Below are 19,556 nucleotides of genomic sequence, written 5' to 3'. Positions count from 1 at the left end.
GTATTGTTTTACCAGTTTCTAAAACGGCTTGGTGGAGAGTAAGTACCATTCGACCACTTCACTAAATCTTTGACAGATTTGGCTGCCAATAAATCCCTCGTCGCTTTTGAAGCATCTACGCCAATATCTTCTGGTCTTTGGATAATCCCACGCTGTCTTAATTCTTTGACTTTTTCATGATCTCGTTGCAGACCGACAGGTGTGTAACCCGCTACACCGCGAATGGCCTGCTCTCTCTCTTCTGGAGTGCGACACAATAATAAGTTTGCGATACCTTCCTCGGTCACAATATGTGTGACATCATCGCCATAGATCATGATGGGTGGAAAGTCACTTCCCATCTTTTCTTGTAGTTGCCATGCATCAAGCTCTTCCACAAAGACAGAATCCATATGCTCACGATAAGTTTCTACCATTTGCACCACTAGCTTACGACCTTTTACCACGCGTCCATCTGTCGCTTCTTTACCTGCTTTGAGATATGCATAGCTAGAATGTCTACGTCCATGTGGATCTGACCCCATATTGGGAGCCCCACCAAAACCTGCAATGCGGTCTACCGTCGCTGTCGAACTATTACCTTGTAGATCAATCTGTAAAGTTGCCCCTATAAATAAATCGCAAGCATACAAACCTGCCGTTTGACTAAAAGCACGGTTGGATCTCATACTTCCATCTTTGCCTGTAAAAAATACATCAGGGCGGCTTTGAATGTATTCATCCATCCCTACTTCTGAGCCAAAGCTATGAATACTATCCACAAACCCACTTTCTATCGCTGGAATCATAGTCGGATGAGGATTAAGTGCCCAGTTAGTACAAATTTTACCTTTGAGGTTTAATTCTGCGCCGTAGGTAGGTAAGAGCAACTCAATTGCTGCTGTATTAAAGCCAATCCCATGGTTTAAGCGTTTGACTTGATAGGGAGCGTAAATACCTTTTATAACCATCATTGCCATCAATATCTGTACTTCGGTAATCTGGGCTGGATCACGTGTAAACAGAGGCTCTATATAGTTAGGCTTAGGTGCAACAATGAAAAAATCCACCCAATCCGAAGGAATATCAACTCGTGGAACGATATCTACTAACTCATTCACTTGTGCAATGACAATACCGCTCTTGAATGCCGTGGCTTCTACAATTGCTGGTGTATCTTCAGTATTTGGACCGGTATATAGGTTACCTTCTGCATCGGCAGAATGTGCTGTGATCAAGCACACATTCGGTATTAAGTCGATAAAATACCTACCATATAACTCTAGATAGGTATGAATCGAGCCAATTTGGATTTTTTGTTGCTGAACCAGCTTTGCTAATCTTAATGCTTGTGGACCAGAAAAAGAAAAATCTACTTTACTGGCAATACCCTTTTCAAATATATCGATATGGCTGGGTAGTGCTAAAACCGACTGTAATATATGCAAGTCGTTTAGCACTTCATTATTACATTGAGACAAACATTCAGATAAAAAGTCAGCTTGCTTTTGATTATTACCTTCAATACAAACTTTATCTTCAGGTGCAAGTACCGTTTCCAGTAGTTCAATTGTTCTATCACTCGGGACTAGTTTTTCTAATCCTTTGTCTTTTGCAGCATTTAGTTTGGTAAGCCGTCTAGTTTTTTGTGTATCCCATACTTTTTTGTCAATATTCGCTTTCATAAGACTTCCTTTCTCTACTTATTAAAATATTGCGTTTAGTGTTAAGAAAAATATAGATGGTCCTAATAAAGCACCTAGGCCCGTATAAAAAGTGGCTACCAATGCTCCATATGGAACCAGCCTTACATCAGTACCTGCCAAGCCAGCTGCTACTCCACTAGTAGTACCTACCAAGCCACCGAAAATCATGGCTGAACGTGGGCTTTTAAGATACATAAATCTGGCAAGTAAAGGGGTTGCGATCATAAAGAAGACGGCTTTAATCAAACCAATGGCAATGGATAAAGCAATCACATCAGAGCTTGCTCCAATTGCTGTACCTGTAATAGGTCCCACAATGTAAGTCATTGCACCTGCTCCAATAGTGGTCATAGAGACAGCATCTCTATAGCCTAATGTCCATGCAACACCGGCTCCTACCACAAACGGTATAACGCAGCCCAATATCAAGGCAACAATACCAATCTTCCCAGCACGCTTTATTTCTTTAACGTCTACTTCAAAAGCAGTAGATGCAATGGCAAGATCTCTGAGCATCGCGCCACCTAAAAGAGCAAATCCAGAGAAAAGCTCTATATCGGAAATGCCTTTTTCACCACCAGTATATAAACCAGCAAAATAGGCAGCAATGAGACCAAGGGTGATAGCAATTGCAGATGACTGTAGCTTATTGTTTGTTAGGTACTTGGATAGTATTTGAGAGAAGAGCATCACTAGGCCTGTTACTGCTAGAGCAGTTACAAAGGCATTTTTAGTGAGGGTTTCTATAATTAAGTCCATTTAATTACTCCATTGCGCGATTGAATTGGTAGTTTCAGTTTTCTTATAGTGTTGATAATATTGATGAGACACTCACAATTGGTCACGATGCTCTTCAGTATCATCCCAAGTAAATGTATCGTAATCATTACCAATATTATTAAGTAAGCGTACGACAAAGACAGTTGCAGTAAGCGCAATAACAGAAACAACAGCTGCTACCATTCCGCCAGATAGTGCAGCGACTACGTTCTGTCCTGCAGCCATCGCAACAACGATAGGGATGTACATACCTGCCCAATATAGAACACCAAACTGCGTCGACTTAGGTAGATAACCTTTTTTAGCAAGCATTTCTTTGCCGACAATTAGTAGAATCATTGCGATAGCTACACCACCAATATTAGCGTCAACCCCTAATATTTTTCCTAACAATCCACCAAGAAAAACTCCTAGCAAATAGCTAACCGCCAATAAAGCAGTACCATATATGATCATAAAAACCTTCCTTGGATATCATGACAGCCTTTTTGGCAATATCTAACTTGATATACGGGCTGTATAAATAAGAATCTAAATTAATAACAATTAGATATAGATACAAGCGCAAATAATTGTAGCTTGATGATGTCTTTCAGGGTTCTTCGAATTTCCTTATCTACCCCTACCTTATAAAGAATATAAGCCTTAATAGAGCTCAAAACCTTTAGAAGGATCTATCACCTACTACCCACTTGTTTGATATAATCTAATACAGATAGTTTTAAAGTGCAACCATATTGTATTTATTAAAATATATATTGTATACAAATTGAGGTATTATGAGTTTAATTGATGATTTACCCTTATCAGTACAAGTTAGTAAAAAAATAGAAGACGAGATCATTTATGGTCGGCTTCCTCCTGGTACTAAACTTGATGAAGCAAAGCTTTGCGAAAAATATGGTGTATCAAGAACACCTATTCGTGAAGCTTTGAAACTTTTAGCATCTGAAGGATTAGTAGAAATACGCCCACGTAGAGGTGCAATCATCCCTACTTTAAATATTGTGACGCTATTTGAAATGTTTGAAGTAATGGCATATCTTGAGGGAATGTGTGGAAGGTTAGCTGCCAGAAGAATAAATGAAGAAGAAAAAGTTGAGCTACTGTCTTTACATAATCAATGTAAACAGTACTTAATGGACCAGAACACAGAAAGCTATTATGAAGCAAATAGGACGTTTCATTTCTTCCTATATCAACTTAGTCATAATAGCTTTCTTATAGAGCAAGCAAGCAATTTACACAATCGACTACATCCATATAGGCGTTTGCAGCTTCGAGTAAATAACCGCATGCAACATTCTTTTGAAGAGCATCAAAGGATCGTAGATGCAGTTATTAGTGCTGATGAGGATTTAGCTGAGCGTTTAATTAAAGAACATGTCTCAGTACAAGGAGAAAGGTTTACAGACTTAGTTGCAACTATGAGTCCTGATAACTCACAAGATTAAGCTTATATGCACCATTATAAAACTTGATAGTTTTATTGTTTATATAAGTATACTTTTATGGCACTTTAAGAATGTATTTTAATTGATTTATATGAGCCTTTAACTAGTAACGATAGGTTTAGAGGTTCTTATAAAGCTAGGAATTACGATGTTCGCTAACTGAGAGCACTTAACTTTCTGATCAATTTTCTAGCAGGAATCAATTTACAATGGTTATATTCCTCAAAAAACCTTTTTTAGTGATAATATAGTTTTGAAACTAAAGAGTAGAAACATTTAGTTTCAACTTATTCTGAGATAAATCCCGATATTTACCCTGCATCCAACACTTGAATGATGTTGGTCTAATAGCTGGTCTATAAATACGTATTTAAAATGAAATATATTAAAAATCAAAGTCTTATGTTAATAGTTCGAATCCCTCCTTCACCGCCAATCTTAGAAATTCCTAGTTTTCCCAACTTGTCCCACTCTCTCCTAAACATCTCTTAAAAACTTTTAAGATAAATCTTATAGTCTTCTCATGCTTGTTTTTCTGATATCACTTTCTACGATTTTCTTATCACTAAATTTACATTAATGAATGATTTCTTCAACCTTAAACCGCTTTAACTCTCTCTTCCAGCACTCATCGTTAAATTTGCCTTTCCTAGTAACAACAATGAGACGTTATCTCAAAACAGGGTGCGTTATGATGGGATCAAACAGTCTCTTATCAAACACGCTATAGCGTCCAAACTAATATCACCATAGAAGATCCATTGAATATATCGCATTTAAACAATCGTATACCCCTGCCAAAAAACTTCATGATGCCAGTGCGAGTTATATTAACCATTATCGGTAGCCTTATGATCGTCGACTGTACGATTTTGATGGCAGTAGGTAAGGTAAATTTTGGTTCTGTTGTACCCTTTTTAGTGGGTATGGTGTTTGTTGCTCATGGTATTTTGTGGCATAACGTAATAAAATTTATCTGCCAAAATCGTTGGTTAGGCCGTCTGTGGTATGGGCTATGGATGGTGTTTTTTATCTGGTTGATCAGTTTTGGCATTTTTGTTTATGCATTACAGCAGCAGATTAAACAAAGTGCTAAATCCATACCTGAAGTCGCTGCCATCATTGTGCTAGGGTCAGGTACGGTGGCAGGCAAACCTACACCAACACTTGCCAAACGCTTAGATACTGCCGCGCCCCTTATCGATTCACAAAAAAGCGCGCTAGTTATCACTAGCGGTGGTATAGGTTTTGGTCAGACACGTAGCGAAGCCTATATTATGGCAACCTACTTGTACGATACATATGACATTCCTCCTAAGCATATTTTGCAAGAAGGTCAGAGCACGAGTACAGCAGAAAACCTTATTTATAGCCAAGAGATATTAGCGGCAAAAGGCATTTCTATTAAAGCGCCCATCGCTATCGTGACCAGTGATTTTCATATTATTCGCGCCGCAAACATCGCTCGGCATCAAGGCTACGTGCAACCTATTATGATTGCCAGCCCTACTCCGTTATCCATCCGCTATAATGCGTGGTTTAGAGAGTACTTTGCCTTTGTCAGTGGTTGGCTTTTTGGAGAATACTAGACGGTTTTCATAGTACTTCTCTTTTTGATTAGTTAAAGCGATTGATACTTTTTAGATAAAATAATAATAAGGGACGCTGTTATGATCGTAGATATTTTGTTGACGATACATTTTATCCTACTGATACTGATTTCTTTACGGGTCTTATCTCGTCATGATTTGACCTCGCCCGCTAGATTAGCATGGATTGTCATTCTGTTTATTTTGCCTTATTTTGGCGTGCTGATTTACTGGATGTTTGGTGAAGTGCATTTGGGTCATGACTTTGGGCAAAAACGCGACGATATCATTAAGCGATTAAATACTCATAGTCCAAGCGTTCTTGGTCATGAGACGACGTTAGAGAAGATGATCAAGCCTGCTTATCAAGCTTCCTTTGCTTATGCAGCAAAAGCCACCGGTTTTCATACTATGGAGGGTAATCAGGCAGAGCTCATGGCAGATGCAAGCGAAACACGCAGACGCATGATTGCCGATTTTGATGCTGCAACAGACCATATACATGTGCTGTATTATATTTGGCTCGTCGATGGCATGGGTATTGATACCGCGCAAGCTCTCATTCGAGCAGCAAAGCGCGGCGTTACTTGTCGAGCAATGGTTGATGGCATGGGCTCACGGAAGATGGTGAGCTCAAAGATATGGCAAGAAATGCAAGATGCTGGCGTACAAGTCAGTGTAGCTCTCCCCCTAACCAACTTTGTAAAAGTAATGCTGTTTAGCCGTATTGATCTGCGTAATCACCGCAAAATTACCGTTATTGATGGCAAAATTGGCTACTCTGGTAGTCGTAACTGCGCCGATCCTGAATTTATGGTAAAGCCAAAATATGCGCCGTGGGTCGATATTATGCTGCGTATTGAAGGACCTGTGGTCGCGCAGAATCAGATGTTATTTGCCAGTGATTGGCTGATTGAAAACCCAGATACTTCGCTTGATAGCTTTTATTATGATAGCACGCCAAAGCCTAATGGCTTCCCTGCCCAAGTTTTTTCAGATGGTCCTACTCAGCGGCACGGTACCACGCCACAGTTTTTAGGTGCTTTGATTAGCCAAGCGCAAGAGACGCTGATTATCTCTACGCCTTATTTCGTGCCCGATTATTCACTCGTCAGTATTTTATGCGCTACCGCCTATCGCGGGGTTGAAGTGACGATGGTTTTTCCAAAAAATAACGATTCCTTTATCGTCGCCGCGACCAGTCGCAGTTATTATTGGCAATTGCTTGAAGCGGGGGTAAAAATTTATGAATATAAACCAGGCTTGTTACACGCGAAGACCTTGACGATTGATGGTGAAATTAGCTTGATTGGCTCGACCAATTTAGACTTGCGTAGCTTTGATTTGAATTATGAGAATAACGTTGTCTTTAGCGATAAAAAGCTGACGGCGGATATTATCGAGCGCCAATACCAATATATCGCTGACTCAGACGAAGTAACACGTGAAGAGGTCAAAAACTGGCCACTATCTTCTAGGATTTGGAACAATATCATTGCTACGATGGGACCTGTTTTATAAGCCTTTTACTTTAAGCCCATCAGGTTATTTTGTGAAGTGTCTTGATAAGATGACATAGCGATAAGTAAACTTATAAGTTAGTTGTTTTCTGCAAAATGTATATGACAAACTTGGCTTCAGTTGCAAATGTTTCGGTTGCAACTGAAGCTAGTAGCGCTTGTCTTTTTTCGGTATGCGCACGATATGCATAAGGAGTCATAGTCAGCAAATCGGCCAAATCATCTGCTGATAATTTTAACTCAGTACTGACATTATAAGTGTTAAGCAGCGTAAAATATGGCGCTAATTCCTGCAAAAACTTGTCAGAATCGTGCTCACGGACATCGTTAAACAAAGCCTCACGCATCGTTGCTAAATGCCCGATATCTGGCTTAGCAATGATTAAATAACCCTCATCGCTTAATACTTCATTGAACGCTTCTGGCAGAATGGGACTAAAAATACTGCTAATCCCATTGATACTTTGCGCACGCAAGGGCAAATGAGCAGCACTGGTTACTAATGGATAAATCACTGCTGTTTTAATACTATCGTTCTTATCTTGCTGATTCCAAAGAGAACTTGCTGCCTTGCTCACTTTTGCAAGCTCTACTATGGCAGGTTTACTAATATCTGCCGCAATAAGTGTATCCATACCCGTCTGAGCCATCGCTTGGGTGTAATAACCTTCGCCGCAACCGATATCTAGCCAATTGACTGGTTTACCAGTTTGTTCAGATGGCAACTCGTTTTTTGCTAACAGTTCCACTATTTTTTGACAAATAAGCGCTTGTAATGGCTGATAATGCCCTGCATTTAAAAACCGTTTACGTGCCTCGATGGATGCTTGACTATCACCCGGTGCTTTAGATTTTTTTTGTTGGACAGGTAGCAGATTAACGTAACCCTGACGTGCCACATCAAAAGGATGCGCAGTTTGTTTCAGGTGCAAGCTACCATCACAGCGCCATATATCGATTGCGGGCTGCAGTGGCGACTGACAAAGGGGACAAATAAATAAAGACACAGGCATCTCAAATCATAGCAATATGGCTGTTATTTTACCAAAATTCAGCCATGCTAAGTATTAAAAGGTATGAGAAAAGATAGTATGGGAAACAAAAAAGCCATCTCAAACTTGTTGAGATGGCTTTTTAACGAAGAATATCGAGATTAATCTGAGTTATTGTTTTAACGCAGCTTTAACGTCATCAAGCCAAGGATTACCAAGATAATGGCGATAATCCAAAACCTTGCCACCACTTGGGTTTCTTTCCAGCCAATCTCTTCAAAATGGTGATGCAGAGGTGCCATACGAAAGACGCGCTTTTTGCGTAGCTTATATGAGCCAACCTGTAGCATCACCGACAGTGCTTCTGCAACGAACAGTCCACCCATAATTGCGAAAGCGATTTCTTGGCGTGTCATCACCGCAATGGTACCGAGCATTGCGCCCAGTGACAGCGCACCCACATCACCCATAAACACTTGCGCTGGATGGGCGTTAAACCATAAAAAGCCAAGCCCTGCGCCAATCATTGCGCCGCAGACAATAATCACCTCAGAGTTATAAGCAATATAAGGCACGTGCAAGTAATCCGCAAAGCGTACGTCACCAGAGACATATGCCATCGCGCCCAAGCCTGCAGCAACCAAGACCACTGGCAAAATCGCCAAGCCATCCAAGCCATCAGTTAAATTGACCGCGTTAGAGGCGCCATTAATCACAAAGTAAGTAAAGATAATAAAGCCAATACCAAACGGCACTGCCGAAAATGGAATCATCCAATCTTTAAAGATAGGTATTAATAAATCCTGCATCTCGCGAGTCGTCGCAATATCTGGCTGAAGTGTGGCAATATAATATAAAGAAATGCCGACGAATAATGCACCCATGGATAGCCAAAAGTATTTTTTGCGAGCGATTAGACCTTTGGGGTTCTTATATTTAATTTTGAGCCAATCATCCGCCCAGCCTACCGCACCAAAGATAATCATGACGATGAGCAAAATCCAGACATACGGATTATTCAAACGCGCCCAAAGCAAGGTTGATACCCCAATCGCGCTTAAAATCAGCACCCCACCCATGGTCGGGGTACCAGTTTTGACCAAATGCGACTGTGGTCCATCATTACGAATCGCCTGACCGTACTTAAGTGCACGCAAACGTCGAATAACGCGATTACCAAAAACCATGCTAAAAGCAAGGGCGGTAACGACCGCCAGTAACGCGCGCAGCGTCAAAGAAGAAACCGCATAAAACGGGGCATAATAATGACCAAGCCAGCTAAACAACCAAACTAACACCGCCTACTCCTCGACTAGCGCATTGATAAGTGTTTCCATTTCCATGGAACGAGAACCTTTAAACAACACCGTACAAGGTTGCGCCTGCTGCGCTTGCAAATAAGGTTTCAAATACGCCAATAAACTGTCTTTATCGGTAAACGCATGGGCATTGATATCAGAAATCTCCTGCGCACCTTCGACTGTATAAGGGGCATATTCACCAACGCAAAGCAGTACATTAATACCTGTGGTCGCAATGGTACGACCCAAGCTTCGATGCTCGCTAACCGCCGCCTCTCCCAGTTCTGCGATATCGCCCAGCACCATGACTTGCGTGCCTGTTTGCGCCGCCAATACTTTTGCTGCAGCTCGCACCGAATGCGGATTGGCATTATAAGTATCATCAATCAGTCGATGCATGCCTAACAGCTGACTGTTCAAGCGACCTTTGGCAGGACGCGCATTTTCAAGTCCGACGACGATATCACTAACTTCAATGTTTAATGCATGGGCACAGGCAGCAGCGGCTAAAGCATTATTGACATTGTGCTCGCCCGCTAGTGGCAAGTTGATATCATGGACTTGATTGCCGATATGCAGCTTAAATTCACTGCGCTCAGGCTCGACATCTAAATGGCTGGCACTAACATCAGTATTACCAAAGCCAATCACGTGTGACGTATGCTTTTCAGCGATACGGCGTAATTGATTGGTAAAATCATCTTTATCAGGAACGATCGCAAATTGGCTGTCATTCAAGGTATGGTAAATCTCAGCCTTGGTTTGGCAAATCCCTTCACGGCTGCCAAACTCACCCAAATGCGCCGTACCAATATTTAAGATACACGCAACATCTGGCTGGACAATCTCCGTAGTATAAGCAATTTCGCCGATATGGTTTGCGCCCAACTCCAAAATGGCATAGCGATGATGATCGGATAATTCGAGCAACATCATCGGCACACCCAAGTCATTATTTAGGTTGCCACGCGTGATAAGCGTTGGGGCAAGTCTGCCAAAGATACTACCGAGCATCTCTTTACAGGTGGTCTTACCGCTAGAGCCAGTAATAGCAATAACGGTTAAATTTTGATGCTGTTGACGACGATACGCAGCCAATTGTCCTAACGCTAAACGGGTATCGCTCACCACTAACTGCGGAATGCTATTTGCATCAGCCGTAGCAATAGGGCGAGCGACGATAGCCGCAACCGCACCTTGCGCGATGGCAGTATCGATATAGTCGTGACCATCAAAATTATCACCCGTTAACGCTAAAAATATATCACCAGGCTTTATCGTACGGGTATCGGTGGCAATACGAGTGCTCATTACATCGTTTTCTGAGCCGGATTGTCCTTCACTCAGCTGCCAATGCCCGTTGAGCGCTGCGGTTGCCGCGAGCAGATTGTCTGCTTGCCAAACATACAGCCCTTGCGACTGAATGCTGTTATCGTTGTCGGCTGTCATAATGATTACCTTATATATGATGACTACTTATTTATTTTTTATAGTTAACGACCAATACTTTTTAAATAGCATGGAAAACTAACTGTAAGCGCTATTATTTATCTATAAATGCTATACACGCCCTGCTTGTTTTAAGGCATTTTGCAAAATAACGCTGTCATCAAAATCATAACGGATGTTGTTAATCTCTTGATAAGTCTCATGACCCTTGCCCGCGATAACGACGATATCATCAGCCGCTGCTTGATTGACGGCATACTCAATCGCTGCTTGGCGCGCAGGCTCAATATGGGTACGCTGATATTGTTCAGTACTCATCCCTGCCTGCATATCTTGCAAAATCGCGTTGGGGTCTTCAGTACGTGGATTGTCTGCCGTTAACACGACTTTATCCGCGCCTGCCAATCCTGCTTGCGCCATCAAAGGACGTTTGCCCGCATCACGGTCGCCACCGCAGCCAAACACTGCCCATAGTTGGCCTTTACAATGATTTTTTAGACTGGCAAGCACCTGACTTAAGGCATCAGGGGTGTGAGCATAATCGACGATGAAACAACCATCATTCGATGGTACACGCTGCATACGCCCAACCACACCTTGCAGTTGCGGGATAACGGTCGCAATGCTTTCAAGGCTAGTTCCTAAAGCTACAGCAGCTGCCATAGCAGCAAGTAAATTCGCCACGTTAAAACGTCCCAATAATGGGCTGACGATATCTAAATGATTCATTGTCCCATCGCCAAAATCTGTACGCAGGCTAATCTCTACACCTTGTAAACTTGGCGTGATGTTAGCGGCGACAAAGGTAGCTGTTTTTAGTGAATCTAAGCTGTATGTCCAAACGGTCAAATTGCTAGCGTGTGCGGTGTCGAGCATAATCTGGGCATGCTCATCATCGATATTGATAATGGCATGTGTCAAATCTGGAAAATGGGCTTTATCAAACAGCTTGGCTTTAGCTGCCGCGTACTCTGCCATATCAGCATGATAATCTAAATGATCGCGACTAAGATTGGTATAAATCGCCACCGACACTGGCATACCTTGTAGACGCTGCTGATCCAACCCATGTGAGCTGGCTTCTAATGCTAGTAGTTCAGCACCTTCTTTGCCCATTTGATATAAAAATTGCTGGACCGCTAAGGCATCGCCCGTGGTATGGCTGGCTTGCACCAAAGCGCCAAGCCGACCATTACCTGCCGTGCCCATGACTGCGCTACTCATATCTGTCAGCTGCGTCAATTGTGCCACCAATTGACTAATAGTGGTTTTGCCATTGGTGCCCGTCACGGCTATGACAGTTGGTAATGTCACGGGCTGCTGATACTGCAAACGTGCTTGAATCAAGCTGCCCAGAAAATCACGGATATGAGGCACATATAATACGGGGCAAGGCAAAGTATCTAATTGCTGCTGTGCGATAGATTTTGCATTATCAGTTTTAGTCAATTCGAGATTGACATGAGGCGGGACATTAGCGGTGGCAAGCAAAGCAATAGGGTCGATTTCCGATAGGATAAAAGCCGCATTGTTAGCGGCTTGATAGAGGTGGTCACGGCTTTTTTGGCAATTTGGCGTATGGCTTTTTAACAAGACGAACACGTCATTGCTGGCTAGTTGACGGCTGTCTAAACAGAACTGCTGGAATGGAATATTGATCACCGCATCCAGTTGAACAGCGGTCATTTGATTCGAGAACTCGCTAACAGCTGCGGTCATATTCGCTGTAAATACCTGCTGTAGACTATGTCTATCGTCGCTGCTACTAGCTGCAATCAGCTGGTGCAAGGTAACTGTGATACTGCATGGCAACGAGGTAGACAGGGTCATTGGCAAATCCTAAACGGTTAAAACACATCAAATAGTTAAGAGCTGGATATTAAAAAATTTACTTTTATATCTATTGAGCTTCGGTTTTGAGCGGCTTATCTAAAGGCACATTATATAAACGTAGTGCCTCTTTCATAACATTATGGAAAACAGGAGCCACGGTTAAACCAGCATAAATCTGACCACGCGGGTCTTCGATTAACATGACACCGACCAGTTTTGGATTAGAAGCTGGTGCCATACCCGCAAAGACATTACGATACTGGTCAGTATAGTAGCCGCCTTTTGGATTGATACGGCGCGAAGTTCCTGTTTTACCAGCAACGCGGTAACCATCAATAGCCGCACCCTTAGCCGTACCGCCGTCTTCTGTGACACTTTCCATCATCTGTACGATGGCCATCGCTTGTTCATGCGCCATAATACGTTTGCTTGGTAGCGCTTTGTCATTTTTATTCAACGTTAGCGGATGCATGACGCCACCTGCCGCCAGCGCTGAATAAGCTTGCGCTATCTGTGCCAGCGTTACCTGTATGCCATAGCCATAACTGACCGTTGCCCGTCTTGAGGTCTCTTTTTCTTCCGGTGTCACCACAAGCCCACTGCCTTCACCTGGGAATTGCAGCGGTGTTTTTGCCCCAAAGCCAAACTGTCTTTGCATATTGGTAATGCCATCAGCCGGTAGAGACAAAGCAATCTTGGTCGAGGCGACGTTACTAGATTTCTGTAGTAGCGTTGCCATCGTGATCCGCCCTAGATTATTATGGTCACGAATCGTATAACCACGGACACGGATAGAGCCAGGATTGGTATCGATCAAAGTAGTGGCAGTGTATTTCCCTGAATCTAAAGCTGCAGCAACGGTGAATGGCTTCATGACTGAACCGGGTTCAAAGACATCAAGAAGCGCACGGTTACGCTGATTTTCACCCGTCATCTCATTTAGATTATTAGAGTTAAATGACGGCCATGTCGATAGCGCCAGTACTTCACCGGTTTGTACATCGACTACCATGCCCGTCGACCAACGTGCTTTTTGCAAACGCCCCGCCTTTTCTAACTCTTTATAAAGCAAATATTGCAAACGCGAATCAATGGTCAATGTCACATCTTTACCCGGCACTTCTGGTTCAACCTGTTTGATTTCTTTAAGACTGTTTTGTTTGGCATCTTTGAGCACCAAAACCTTGCCATCATCACCCGCCAGCTCTTTCTCATACTGACGTTCGATACCAGCACGTCCTTCGTAACCACCTTCAGGATCGTTGGCATTTTGTCCCATGAAACCTAGTAGTTGCGAGTTAGGCTGTGGCTGCGGATAATAGCGCTGAAAAAAGTTTTTCTCATTAACACCAGGAAAATCAAGCGAGCTAACGCTTTCTGCAATCTCCGGCGTTACTTTATTTAATAGTGGCAAATAATGGGAGCCTGCACCCGATGGCAGCGCTGCTTTGACTGCCACTTCATCCGTTACATCAATAGTAGGATCGATAGCTGTCACTCTTTTTAGCTCATCGGCTGAGATGTTGGCAGCCGCCGCAAGCGTCGTCAAATCCATATTATCCAAGCGCTTTTGCATACGTGCGATAAGCTGCGGACTTTCAGGATTGGTGATAATAATACGCTTAAGCTCGTAGTATTCACGGGCATAGTCATGCGGGCTAAAAGAGACTGTCGCAAGTGGTGCACTGACAGCCAATGGCAAATCGTTGCGATCCGTAATCATGCCACGATAGGATTTTTGCGTGCGTACACTGGTGATGAGCTCATTGCCTTTATCTTGATAAAACTGAGTATTGGCAATTTGAATATAGTAAGCACGACCGATAAGTGCCACCAAAATAAGCAGCGCTATACCCCAAATCAAACGGAAACGGTTCTTATCTTGTTCGACACCGCCGCGAGAGGAAGCACCAGATGCTTTTCCCAAAATTGATCTTTTGCTTTTTAGATTTTTGACACTGGTATAAGCACCCTGTTCTTCATTCTTTTTTAAGCGACCAAATAGCTTGGCTTTACGGCCATCATCTGATTTATTGTCAGGCTTGCTACTCGTTTGCCCAGATTTGGCCGCACTAGCACGGCGTAGTGGCTTAGTAACCTTGCCGCTGGCGGGTTTTTTGCTGGTCGCTTTAGCACTGGGTTTTTTATCGCTCATTGTCCTGCCTCCGCTAGGTCAGAATCGGTAGCAGCAGCCTTAACGGGTGCATCGCTCACAGCATCAGCTTCGAAAACATCAGAATCATTCGTCGTTAAAGTGTCTGGAGTACTGGCCTCAGGGTCCACGAGTGCAACTGCTGTCGCAGCACCTGGCTGGATAATCAGCTTATCTTTGAGTGTCGGCGAAAACATCCCAAGCTCAGCAACGGCACGACTGGCAATCTGCGGCGTCGCACTAAAGGTCTGCTGTTCAATAAGCAGACGCTGATGCTCAACTTGTAGTTTCCGCTCTTGTTTTTTCATGTCTTGCAAGGTTTTATAATCCTGATGATATTGCTGAACACCTTCAGCCGTTTTGATGCCACTCCATACAATACCAGCCGCCAACAGTACCAATATAGCCACATAGATATTTGATATTTTAAACTTACGCACAAATAAGGCGCCAACATCGGTATTCGATGGCGTTGCGGCGCGGCGGTTTGCAGGTTTGTCGGATATTGCCATGACAATCTCAAAAAAGTGAACTTCAAAATATAAAAAGCGATAACCATTTACGAGTTATAAAACTCTTATAAGCCATCAGCACCATCAATAAAAACAATACCAAGCAAAAAAGTAACTGCTGAGCCTAGCAGATAATGTTTACAGCTTTTTAACAGCCGCGTAATCATTAAAACATTCAGTCATATTTAAACCACATAATTTAATAATGGCATTCATGGATGAACATCTGCTACATAGTCAGCATCAGTACGTGTTGCCATGCGTAACCATGCACTACGCGAGCGTGGGTTATGACTTATCTCTGCTTGACTAGGACCGACGCGTTTTGGCTTACTAAAGTAACGTGGACGCTTGGGTGGCATCGGCAAATTCTCATCTTCTGGATATTGCCCTTTACTATGACGCTGCAAAAACTGCTTGATACGTCGATCTTCTAACGAGTGGAAACTAATCACTGCTAGCTGTCCGCCTACCTTTAATATCGGAATACTTTGCTCTAAAAAGTTATCGACATCACCAAGCTCGTTGTTAATAAAAATCCGCATCGCCTGAAAGCTCTGGGTCGCTGGATGCTTGCCGCGTTGCCAGTTTGGGTGCGCAACTTTTATCACTTCAGCCAATGCTAAAGTAGAGTCGTAACTGTCCATCTGCTTAATGGCACGAGCGATACGGCGGCTGTGACGCTCTTCACCAAACTCATAAAGGACATTGGCCAAGGTTTCATCATCGACCGTCTCAAGCCACTCAGCAACCGACTGCCCGCGGCTGGTATCCATACGCATATCGACCGCGCCATCGCGCATAAAACTAAAACCACGACTGCCATCATCAATTTGCGGTGATGAGATACCCAAGTCTGCCATTAAACCGTCAACTTGAGTGATTCCCATTGCAGCAAGACTGTCTGTTAACGTCGCAAAGCTATCATGTACCACTTTTACGCGACTGTCGCTATTTGCCAATTTACGAGCAACACTAATGGCCGTTGGGTCTTTATCAAAAACAATCAAGGTTGCGTCATCGGCAAGCTGGCTTAATAACAAGCGACTATGGCCACCACGACCAAAGGTAGCATCGACGTAGATACCGCTTGCTTGCAAGCTATCTTGACTTTCGTCGTCTGTCTGCTTCGGTAGCGCTTTGACACCCAACACTGCGGCGACTGCTTCTTGCAATAGCACCGCATCATGGACAAAACTCAATTCGTCAGACGTAGCTTGATCTTCACTAGACTCTTGTGTAAGTTTTTGAGTAGAAGTGCTTTCTTCAGAAAACAGACTCGCCGCTGACATAGAATGATCAGGGTCAGAAGGATTGTGATTAGCATTTGGCGTATTTTTTGGCTTACTATTCGATATGGACACAAACAACTCAATAGATGATGGTCAAATTGACCAGTAATAGTAAAAAATCAGATGAAAATAAACAAGTTATGACTTACCTAACATTATTATCGCAAGGATACACGGCTAGTCAAGCGCTAGAAGGGCATTTCGTTAAAAATATCCCATCTCTCTGTTATACTAGCGCTATATTTTACGCTATTTTTCAACGTTGACTGCCATTCTTTCGTCCATATTTTCACTTTTCACTACTACTTTTGACTGTCCCATTCATTAACAACAACATTCTGAGATTTTTATGATGCAACCATCTACTTCTACTAATATCATACGCCCTGTTCGTACCCGCATTGCCCCTTCGCCTACTGGCTTCCCGCACGTTGGCACTGCTTATATCGCACTGTTTAACTTGGCCTTTGCCAAAGCTCATGGCGGCGAATTTATTTTGCGTATTGAAGACACCGACCAAACGCGCTCGACAGAGCAATCTGAAAAAATGATTTTGGATGCACTGCGTTGGGTCGGTCTTGACTGGGCGGAAGGTCCAGATATCGGCGGTCCGCACGCGCCTTATCGTCAGAGCGAGCGTAGTGATATCTACAAAAAGCATGCAGAGCAGCTGATAGAAAACGATCATGCGTTTCGATGCTTTTGTAGCAGTGAAGAACTCGATGCCATGCGTGCTGCGCAAATGGCCAATGGTGAAACGCCGCGTTACGACGGTCGCTGTGCCCATTTAGCACCAGAGAAAACCGCGCAATTGGTTGCTGAGGGCAAACCAAACGTCATTCGTATGCGTGTGCCAACCGAAGGCGTCTGTCAGGTACAAGATATGCTGCGCGGTACGGTCGAGATTCCTTGGACGCAAGTCGATATGCAAGTGCTTCTCAAAACCGACGGCATGCCGACTTATCATTTAGCCAACGTTGTCGATGACCACTTGATGGACATCAGCCATGTGTTGCGCGGTGAAGAGTGGCTCAACTCTGCGCCGAAACATCAGCTGCTTTATGAGTATTTTGGATGGGAGATGCCAGTCCTTTGCCATATGCCACTGCTGCGTAACCCTGATAAATCAAAACTGTCTAAGCGTAAAAACCCAACCTCTATCACGTATTACCGTGATGCCGGCGTGCTACCTGAAGCCTTGCTAAATTACCTTGGTCGTATGGGCTACTCAATGCCTGACGAAGCTGAGAAATTTACCTTGGATGAAATGATTGCCAGCTTTGATATTCAGCGTGTGTCACTTGGCGGCCCTATTTTCGATATCGAAAAGCTTAATTGGCTCAATGCAGAATGGCTACGGGCGCTAACGCCAGAAGAACTCAAAAACAAAATCCTCGACTGGGCAAGTAACAGCGATAAATTAACCGCTATCGCAGCAGCGATTCAGCCGCGTATTGAGCTGTTATCTGATGCAGTTAATTGGGGTGGCTTTTATTTCCAAAACCTACCTGATATCAATGCTGAGAGCTTTACCCATAAATTACTCTCGGCTGAACAAATTACTGAGATGCTGCAATTAGCGCTTTGGCAGCTAGAGACCTTACCAACGTGGTCGGAAGAAAACATCTATGCCACCTTAAAAGGTCTTGCTGCTCACCTTGACATTAAAATGCGTGATTTTATGGCGCCGTTCTTCATTGCTATCGCTGGTAGCACCTCATCGACGCCAGTCATGAACTCTATGGCAATTATCGGCGCTGATATGACATTGACACGCTTGCGTCATGCGGTTGACGTACTTGGTGGTTTGGGCAAAAAGAAGCTGAAAAAACTAGAGAAACAAGCGGCAGAGTTGCCAGATTTTTTAGCTGCTGAATAATTTTTAACTTTTGGTTCATAACATTATTAGTGAATAAAAAAGAGGGGTCAGGCTATTACTGACCCCTTTTTACGTGAATATCAGCATTTGCATACGAATACTGATTCTTTATTTAATACTTAAATTGGAAATAAAAATGGCAGCCAAGACCGTCACAATAGAAAGTAAAGATTATGTCTTTAACACGTTAAAAGAAGCGCAGAAATACTATGATGCAATCATAAAAGAGCTATACGATACCAAGTTAATCCTCACGACCGGTCAAGACTTTGATGACTTAAAGTGGATATATACCTCTTATTGCAGTTATATCAATCATAATGTCGATCGATTGAAAGAATCTGACATTATTGGTTTTAAAGGTATCAGCACAGTACAACTAAAAGGTGGGCAATATATCCCCACAGAATGCGGTGCCGTTATTTTTTCAGATGGTACGGAAGAAGAATTCTTTACCGATAAAGCCATTAAAGAGATAGCCAGTCAGCAAAATCCACGCTAATTTGGGCTGAGTAAGTTAATAAAATAGCTTTGAACACTTTTTTTTGCATATTTATGCATTATTTTTAAAATAGCAGTTGACAAGACTGCTGGTCTTACATAAAATACGCACACTCTTAGCGAGGGGCTATAGCTCAGTTGGTAGAGCACTTGCATGGCATGCAAGGGGTCAACGGTTCGACTCCGTTTAGCTCCACCATACTATTTATTGCAAAGCTCAGTTTACTGAAACTTTAACGTAAATACTCGCTAGTAGGACGATATCAGCACCTAGGCAATGCTTATTTATAAGCTATCTGATATTGTGAAGTACCGTTGTAACCCCTGGTTATAACACTCTATGCGTCCCCATCGTCTAGAGGCCTAGGACACCGCCCTTTCACGGCGGTAACGGGGGTTCGAATCCCCCTGGGGACGCCACTATACGGCGTCACTTATTAGCACTTTTGCTTAGCATCAGATTAGACTAATAAGCGAACAATAAAAAAGCCCAGTCATCATACGGTGACTGGGCTTTTTTATGTCTGTCATTTCTGAAAAATGCTAGCAAGGCTATATATACCATTAGGAATATTGATAGAATGCAATGTAAAGGCGCTCTATAAAATGTTGAGCTG

15 protein-coding genes and 2 tRNA genes are annotated in these 19,556 nt (G+C 43.0%); 7 read left to right on the top strand and 10 right to left on the bottom strand.

Going from position 1 to position 19,556, the window contains the following annotated elements; translation table 11 throughout:
- Window positions 1-8: 8 nt before the first annotated feature.
- From mdcA to madL, 3 genes are all read right to left on the bottom strand, one after another.
- Window positions 9-1,664: a malonate decarboxylase subunit alpha gene (gene mdcA, locus FQ083_RS09730; protein ID WP_149409708.1), complete on the bottom strand. Its 1,656-nt coding sequence runs from the start codon at window positions 1,662-1,664 to the stop codon at window positions 9-11.
- Window positions 1,665-1,685: 21 nt separating this feature from the next.
- Complete coding sequence (gene madM, locus FQ083_RS09725) at window positions 1,686-2,444, bottom strand: malonate transporter subunit MadM (protein WP_020444455.1); 759 nt, start codon at window positions 2,442-2,444, stop codon at window positions 1,686-1,688.
- Between the two features lie 72 nt (window positions 2,445-2,516).
- On the bottom strand, window positions 2,517-2,921 hold the full coding sequence (gene madL / locus FQ083_RS09720; RefSeq protein WP_020444456.1) for a malonate transporter subunit MadL: 405 nt from the start codon (window positions 2,919-2,921) through the stop codon (window positions 2,517-2,519).
- A 323-nt stretch (window positions 2,922-3,244) separates the two neighbouring features.
- Here madL and FQ083_RS09715 point away from each other — a divergent pair, with 323 nt between their 5' ends.
- The 3 genes from FQ083_RS09715 to cls all read left to right on the top strand — a co-directional run bounded on the left by FQ083_RS09715 (window position 3,245) and on the right by cls (window position 7,029).
- Window positions 3,245-3,919, top strand: a complete 675-nt coding sequence (locus FQ083_RS09715) for a GntR family transcriptional regulator (protein ID WP_020444457.1) — start codon at window positions 3,245-3,247, stop codon at window positions 3,917-3,919.
- A gap of 809 nt (window positions 3,920-4,728) precedes the next feature.
- Window positions 4,729-5,508: a YdcF family protein gene (locus FQ083_RS09710; protein ID WP_149409707.1), complete on the top strand. Its 780-nt coding sequence runs from the start codon at window positions 4,729-4,731 to the stop codon at window positions 5,506-5,508.
- An 81-nt stretch (window positions 5,509-5,589) separates the two neighbouring features.
- Window positions 5,590-7,029 (top strand): cardiolipin synthase, encoded by a 1,440-nt coding sequence (gene cls / locus FQ083_RS09705; protein WP_149409706.1) that lies wholly within the window; start codon window positions 5,590-5,592, stop codon window positions 7,027-7,029.
- Between the two features lie 70 nt (window positions 7,030-7,099).
- Here the strand turns inward: cls and FQ083_RS09700 are convergent, their stop codons facing one another.
- The 7 genes from FQ083_RS09700 to rsmH all read right to left on the bottom strand — a co-directional run bounded on the left by FQ083_RS09700 (window position 7,100) and on the right by rsmH (window position 16,631).
- Entirely contained in the window at window positions 7,100-8,041 is a 942-nt protein-coding gene (locus tag FQ083_RS09700; RefSeq protein ID WP_149409705.1) for a putative RNA methyltransferase, read from the bottom strand.
- 158 nt (window positions 8,042-8,199) lie between these two features.
- Window positions 8,200-9,318, bottom strand: a complete 1,119-nt coding sequence (gene mraY, locus FQ083_RS09695; RefSeq protein WP_011514680.1) for a phospho-N-acetylmuramoyl-pentapeptide-transferase — start codon at window positions 9,316-9,318, stop codon at window positions 8,200-8,202.
- A 3-nt stretch (window positions 9,319-9,321) separates the two neighbouring features.
- A complete protein-coding gene (locus tag FQ083_RS09690) occupies window positions 9,322-10,770 on the bottom strand; it encodes a UDP-N-acetylmuramoyl-tripeptide--D-alanyl-D-alanine ligase (protein ID WP_149409704.1) in 1,449 nt (482 codons plus the stop codon).
- A gap of 111 nt (window positions 10,771-10,881) precedes the next feature.
- Window positions 10,882-12,600 carry a UDP-N-acetylmuramoyl-L-alanyl-D-glutamate--2,6-diaminopimelate ligase gene (locus FQ083_RS09685; protein ID WP_149409703.1) on the bottom strand — a complete coding sequence of 573 codons (1,719 nt, stop codon included), beginning with the start codon at window positions 12,598-12,600 and terminating at the stop codon, window positions 10,882-10,884.
- A 70-nt stretch (window positions 12,601-12,670) separates the two neighbouring features.
- The gene (locus FQ083_RS09680; RefSeq protein ID WP_149409702.1) at window positions 12,671-14,758 is read right to left on the bottom strand and encodes a peptidoglycan D,D-transpeptidase FtsI family protein; all 2,088 of its coding nucleotides are present in this window, start codon (window positions 14,756-14,758) and stop codon (window positions 12,671-12,673) included.
- Entirely contained in the window at window positions 14,755-15,267 is a 513-nt protein-coding gene (locus tag FQ083_RS09675) for a cell division protein FtsL (RefSeq protein ID WP_149409701.1), read from the bottom strand. Before FQ083_RS09675 ends, FQ083_RS09680 begins: the two co-directional genes overlap by 4 nt.
- Before the next feature lie 212 nt (window positions 15,268-15,479).
- Entirely contained in the window at window positions 15,480-16,631 is a 1,152-nt protein-coding gene (rsmH, locus tag FQ083_RS09670) for a 16S rRNA (cytosine(1402)-N(4))-methyltransferase RsmH (RefSeq protein ID WP_262881100.1), read from the bottom strand.
- A gap of 277 nt (window positions 16,632-16,908) precedes the next feature.
- Here rsmH and gltX point away from each other — a divergent pair, with 277 nt between their 5' ends.
- From gltX to FQ083_RS09650, 4 genes are all read left to right on the top strand, one after another.
- The gene (gene gltX, locus FQ083_RS09665) at window positions 16,909-18,438 is read left to right on the top strand and encodes a glutamate--tRNA ligase (RefSeq protein WP_149409700.1); all 1,530 of its coding nucleotides are present in this window, start codon (window positions 16,909-16,911) and stop codon (window positions 18,436-18,438) included.
- A 136-nt stretch (window positions 18,439-18,574) separates the two neighbouring features.
- The gene (locus FQ083_RS09660; RefSeq protein ID WP_149409699.1) at window positions 18,575-18,940 is read left to right on the top strand and encodes a hypothetical protein; all 366 of its coding nucleotides are present in this window, start codon (window positions 18,575-18,577) and stop codon (window positions 18,938-18,940) included.
- Between the two features lie 122 nt (window positions 18,941-19,062).
- A tRNA-Ala gene (locus FQ083_RS09655) sits at window positions 19,063-19,138 on the top strand.
- 145 nt (window positions 19,139-19,283) lie between these two features.
- Window positions 19,284-19,359, top strand: a tRNA-Glu gene (locus tag FQ083_RS09650).
- The last annotated feature ends 197 nt before the right edge of the window (window positions 19,360-19,556 follow it).

This window comes from Psychrobacter sp. ANT_H59 (genome assembly GCF_008369225.1).
In the GTDB taxonomy this organism is placed as follows: Bacteria; Pseudomonadota; Gammaproteobacteria; order Pseudomonadales; family Moraxellaceae; genus Psychrobacter; species Psychrobacter cryohalolentis.
Note: the sequence above shows the minus strand (reverse complement) of the source record. Positions and strands in the feature narration are given on the sequence as shown.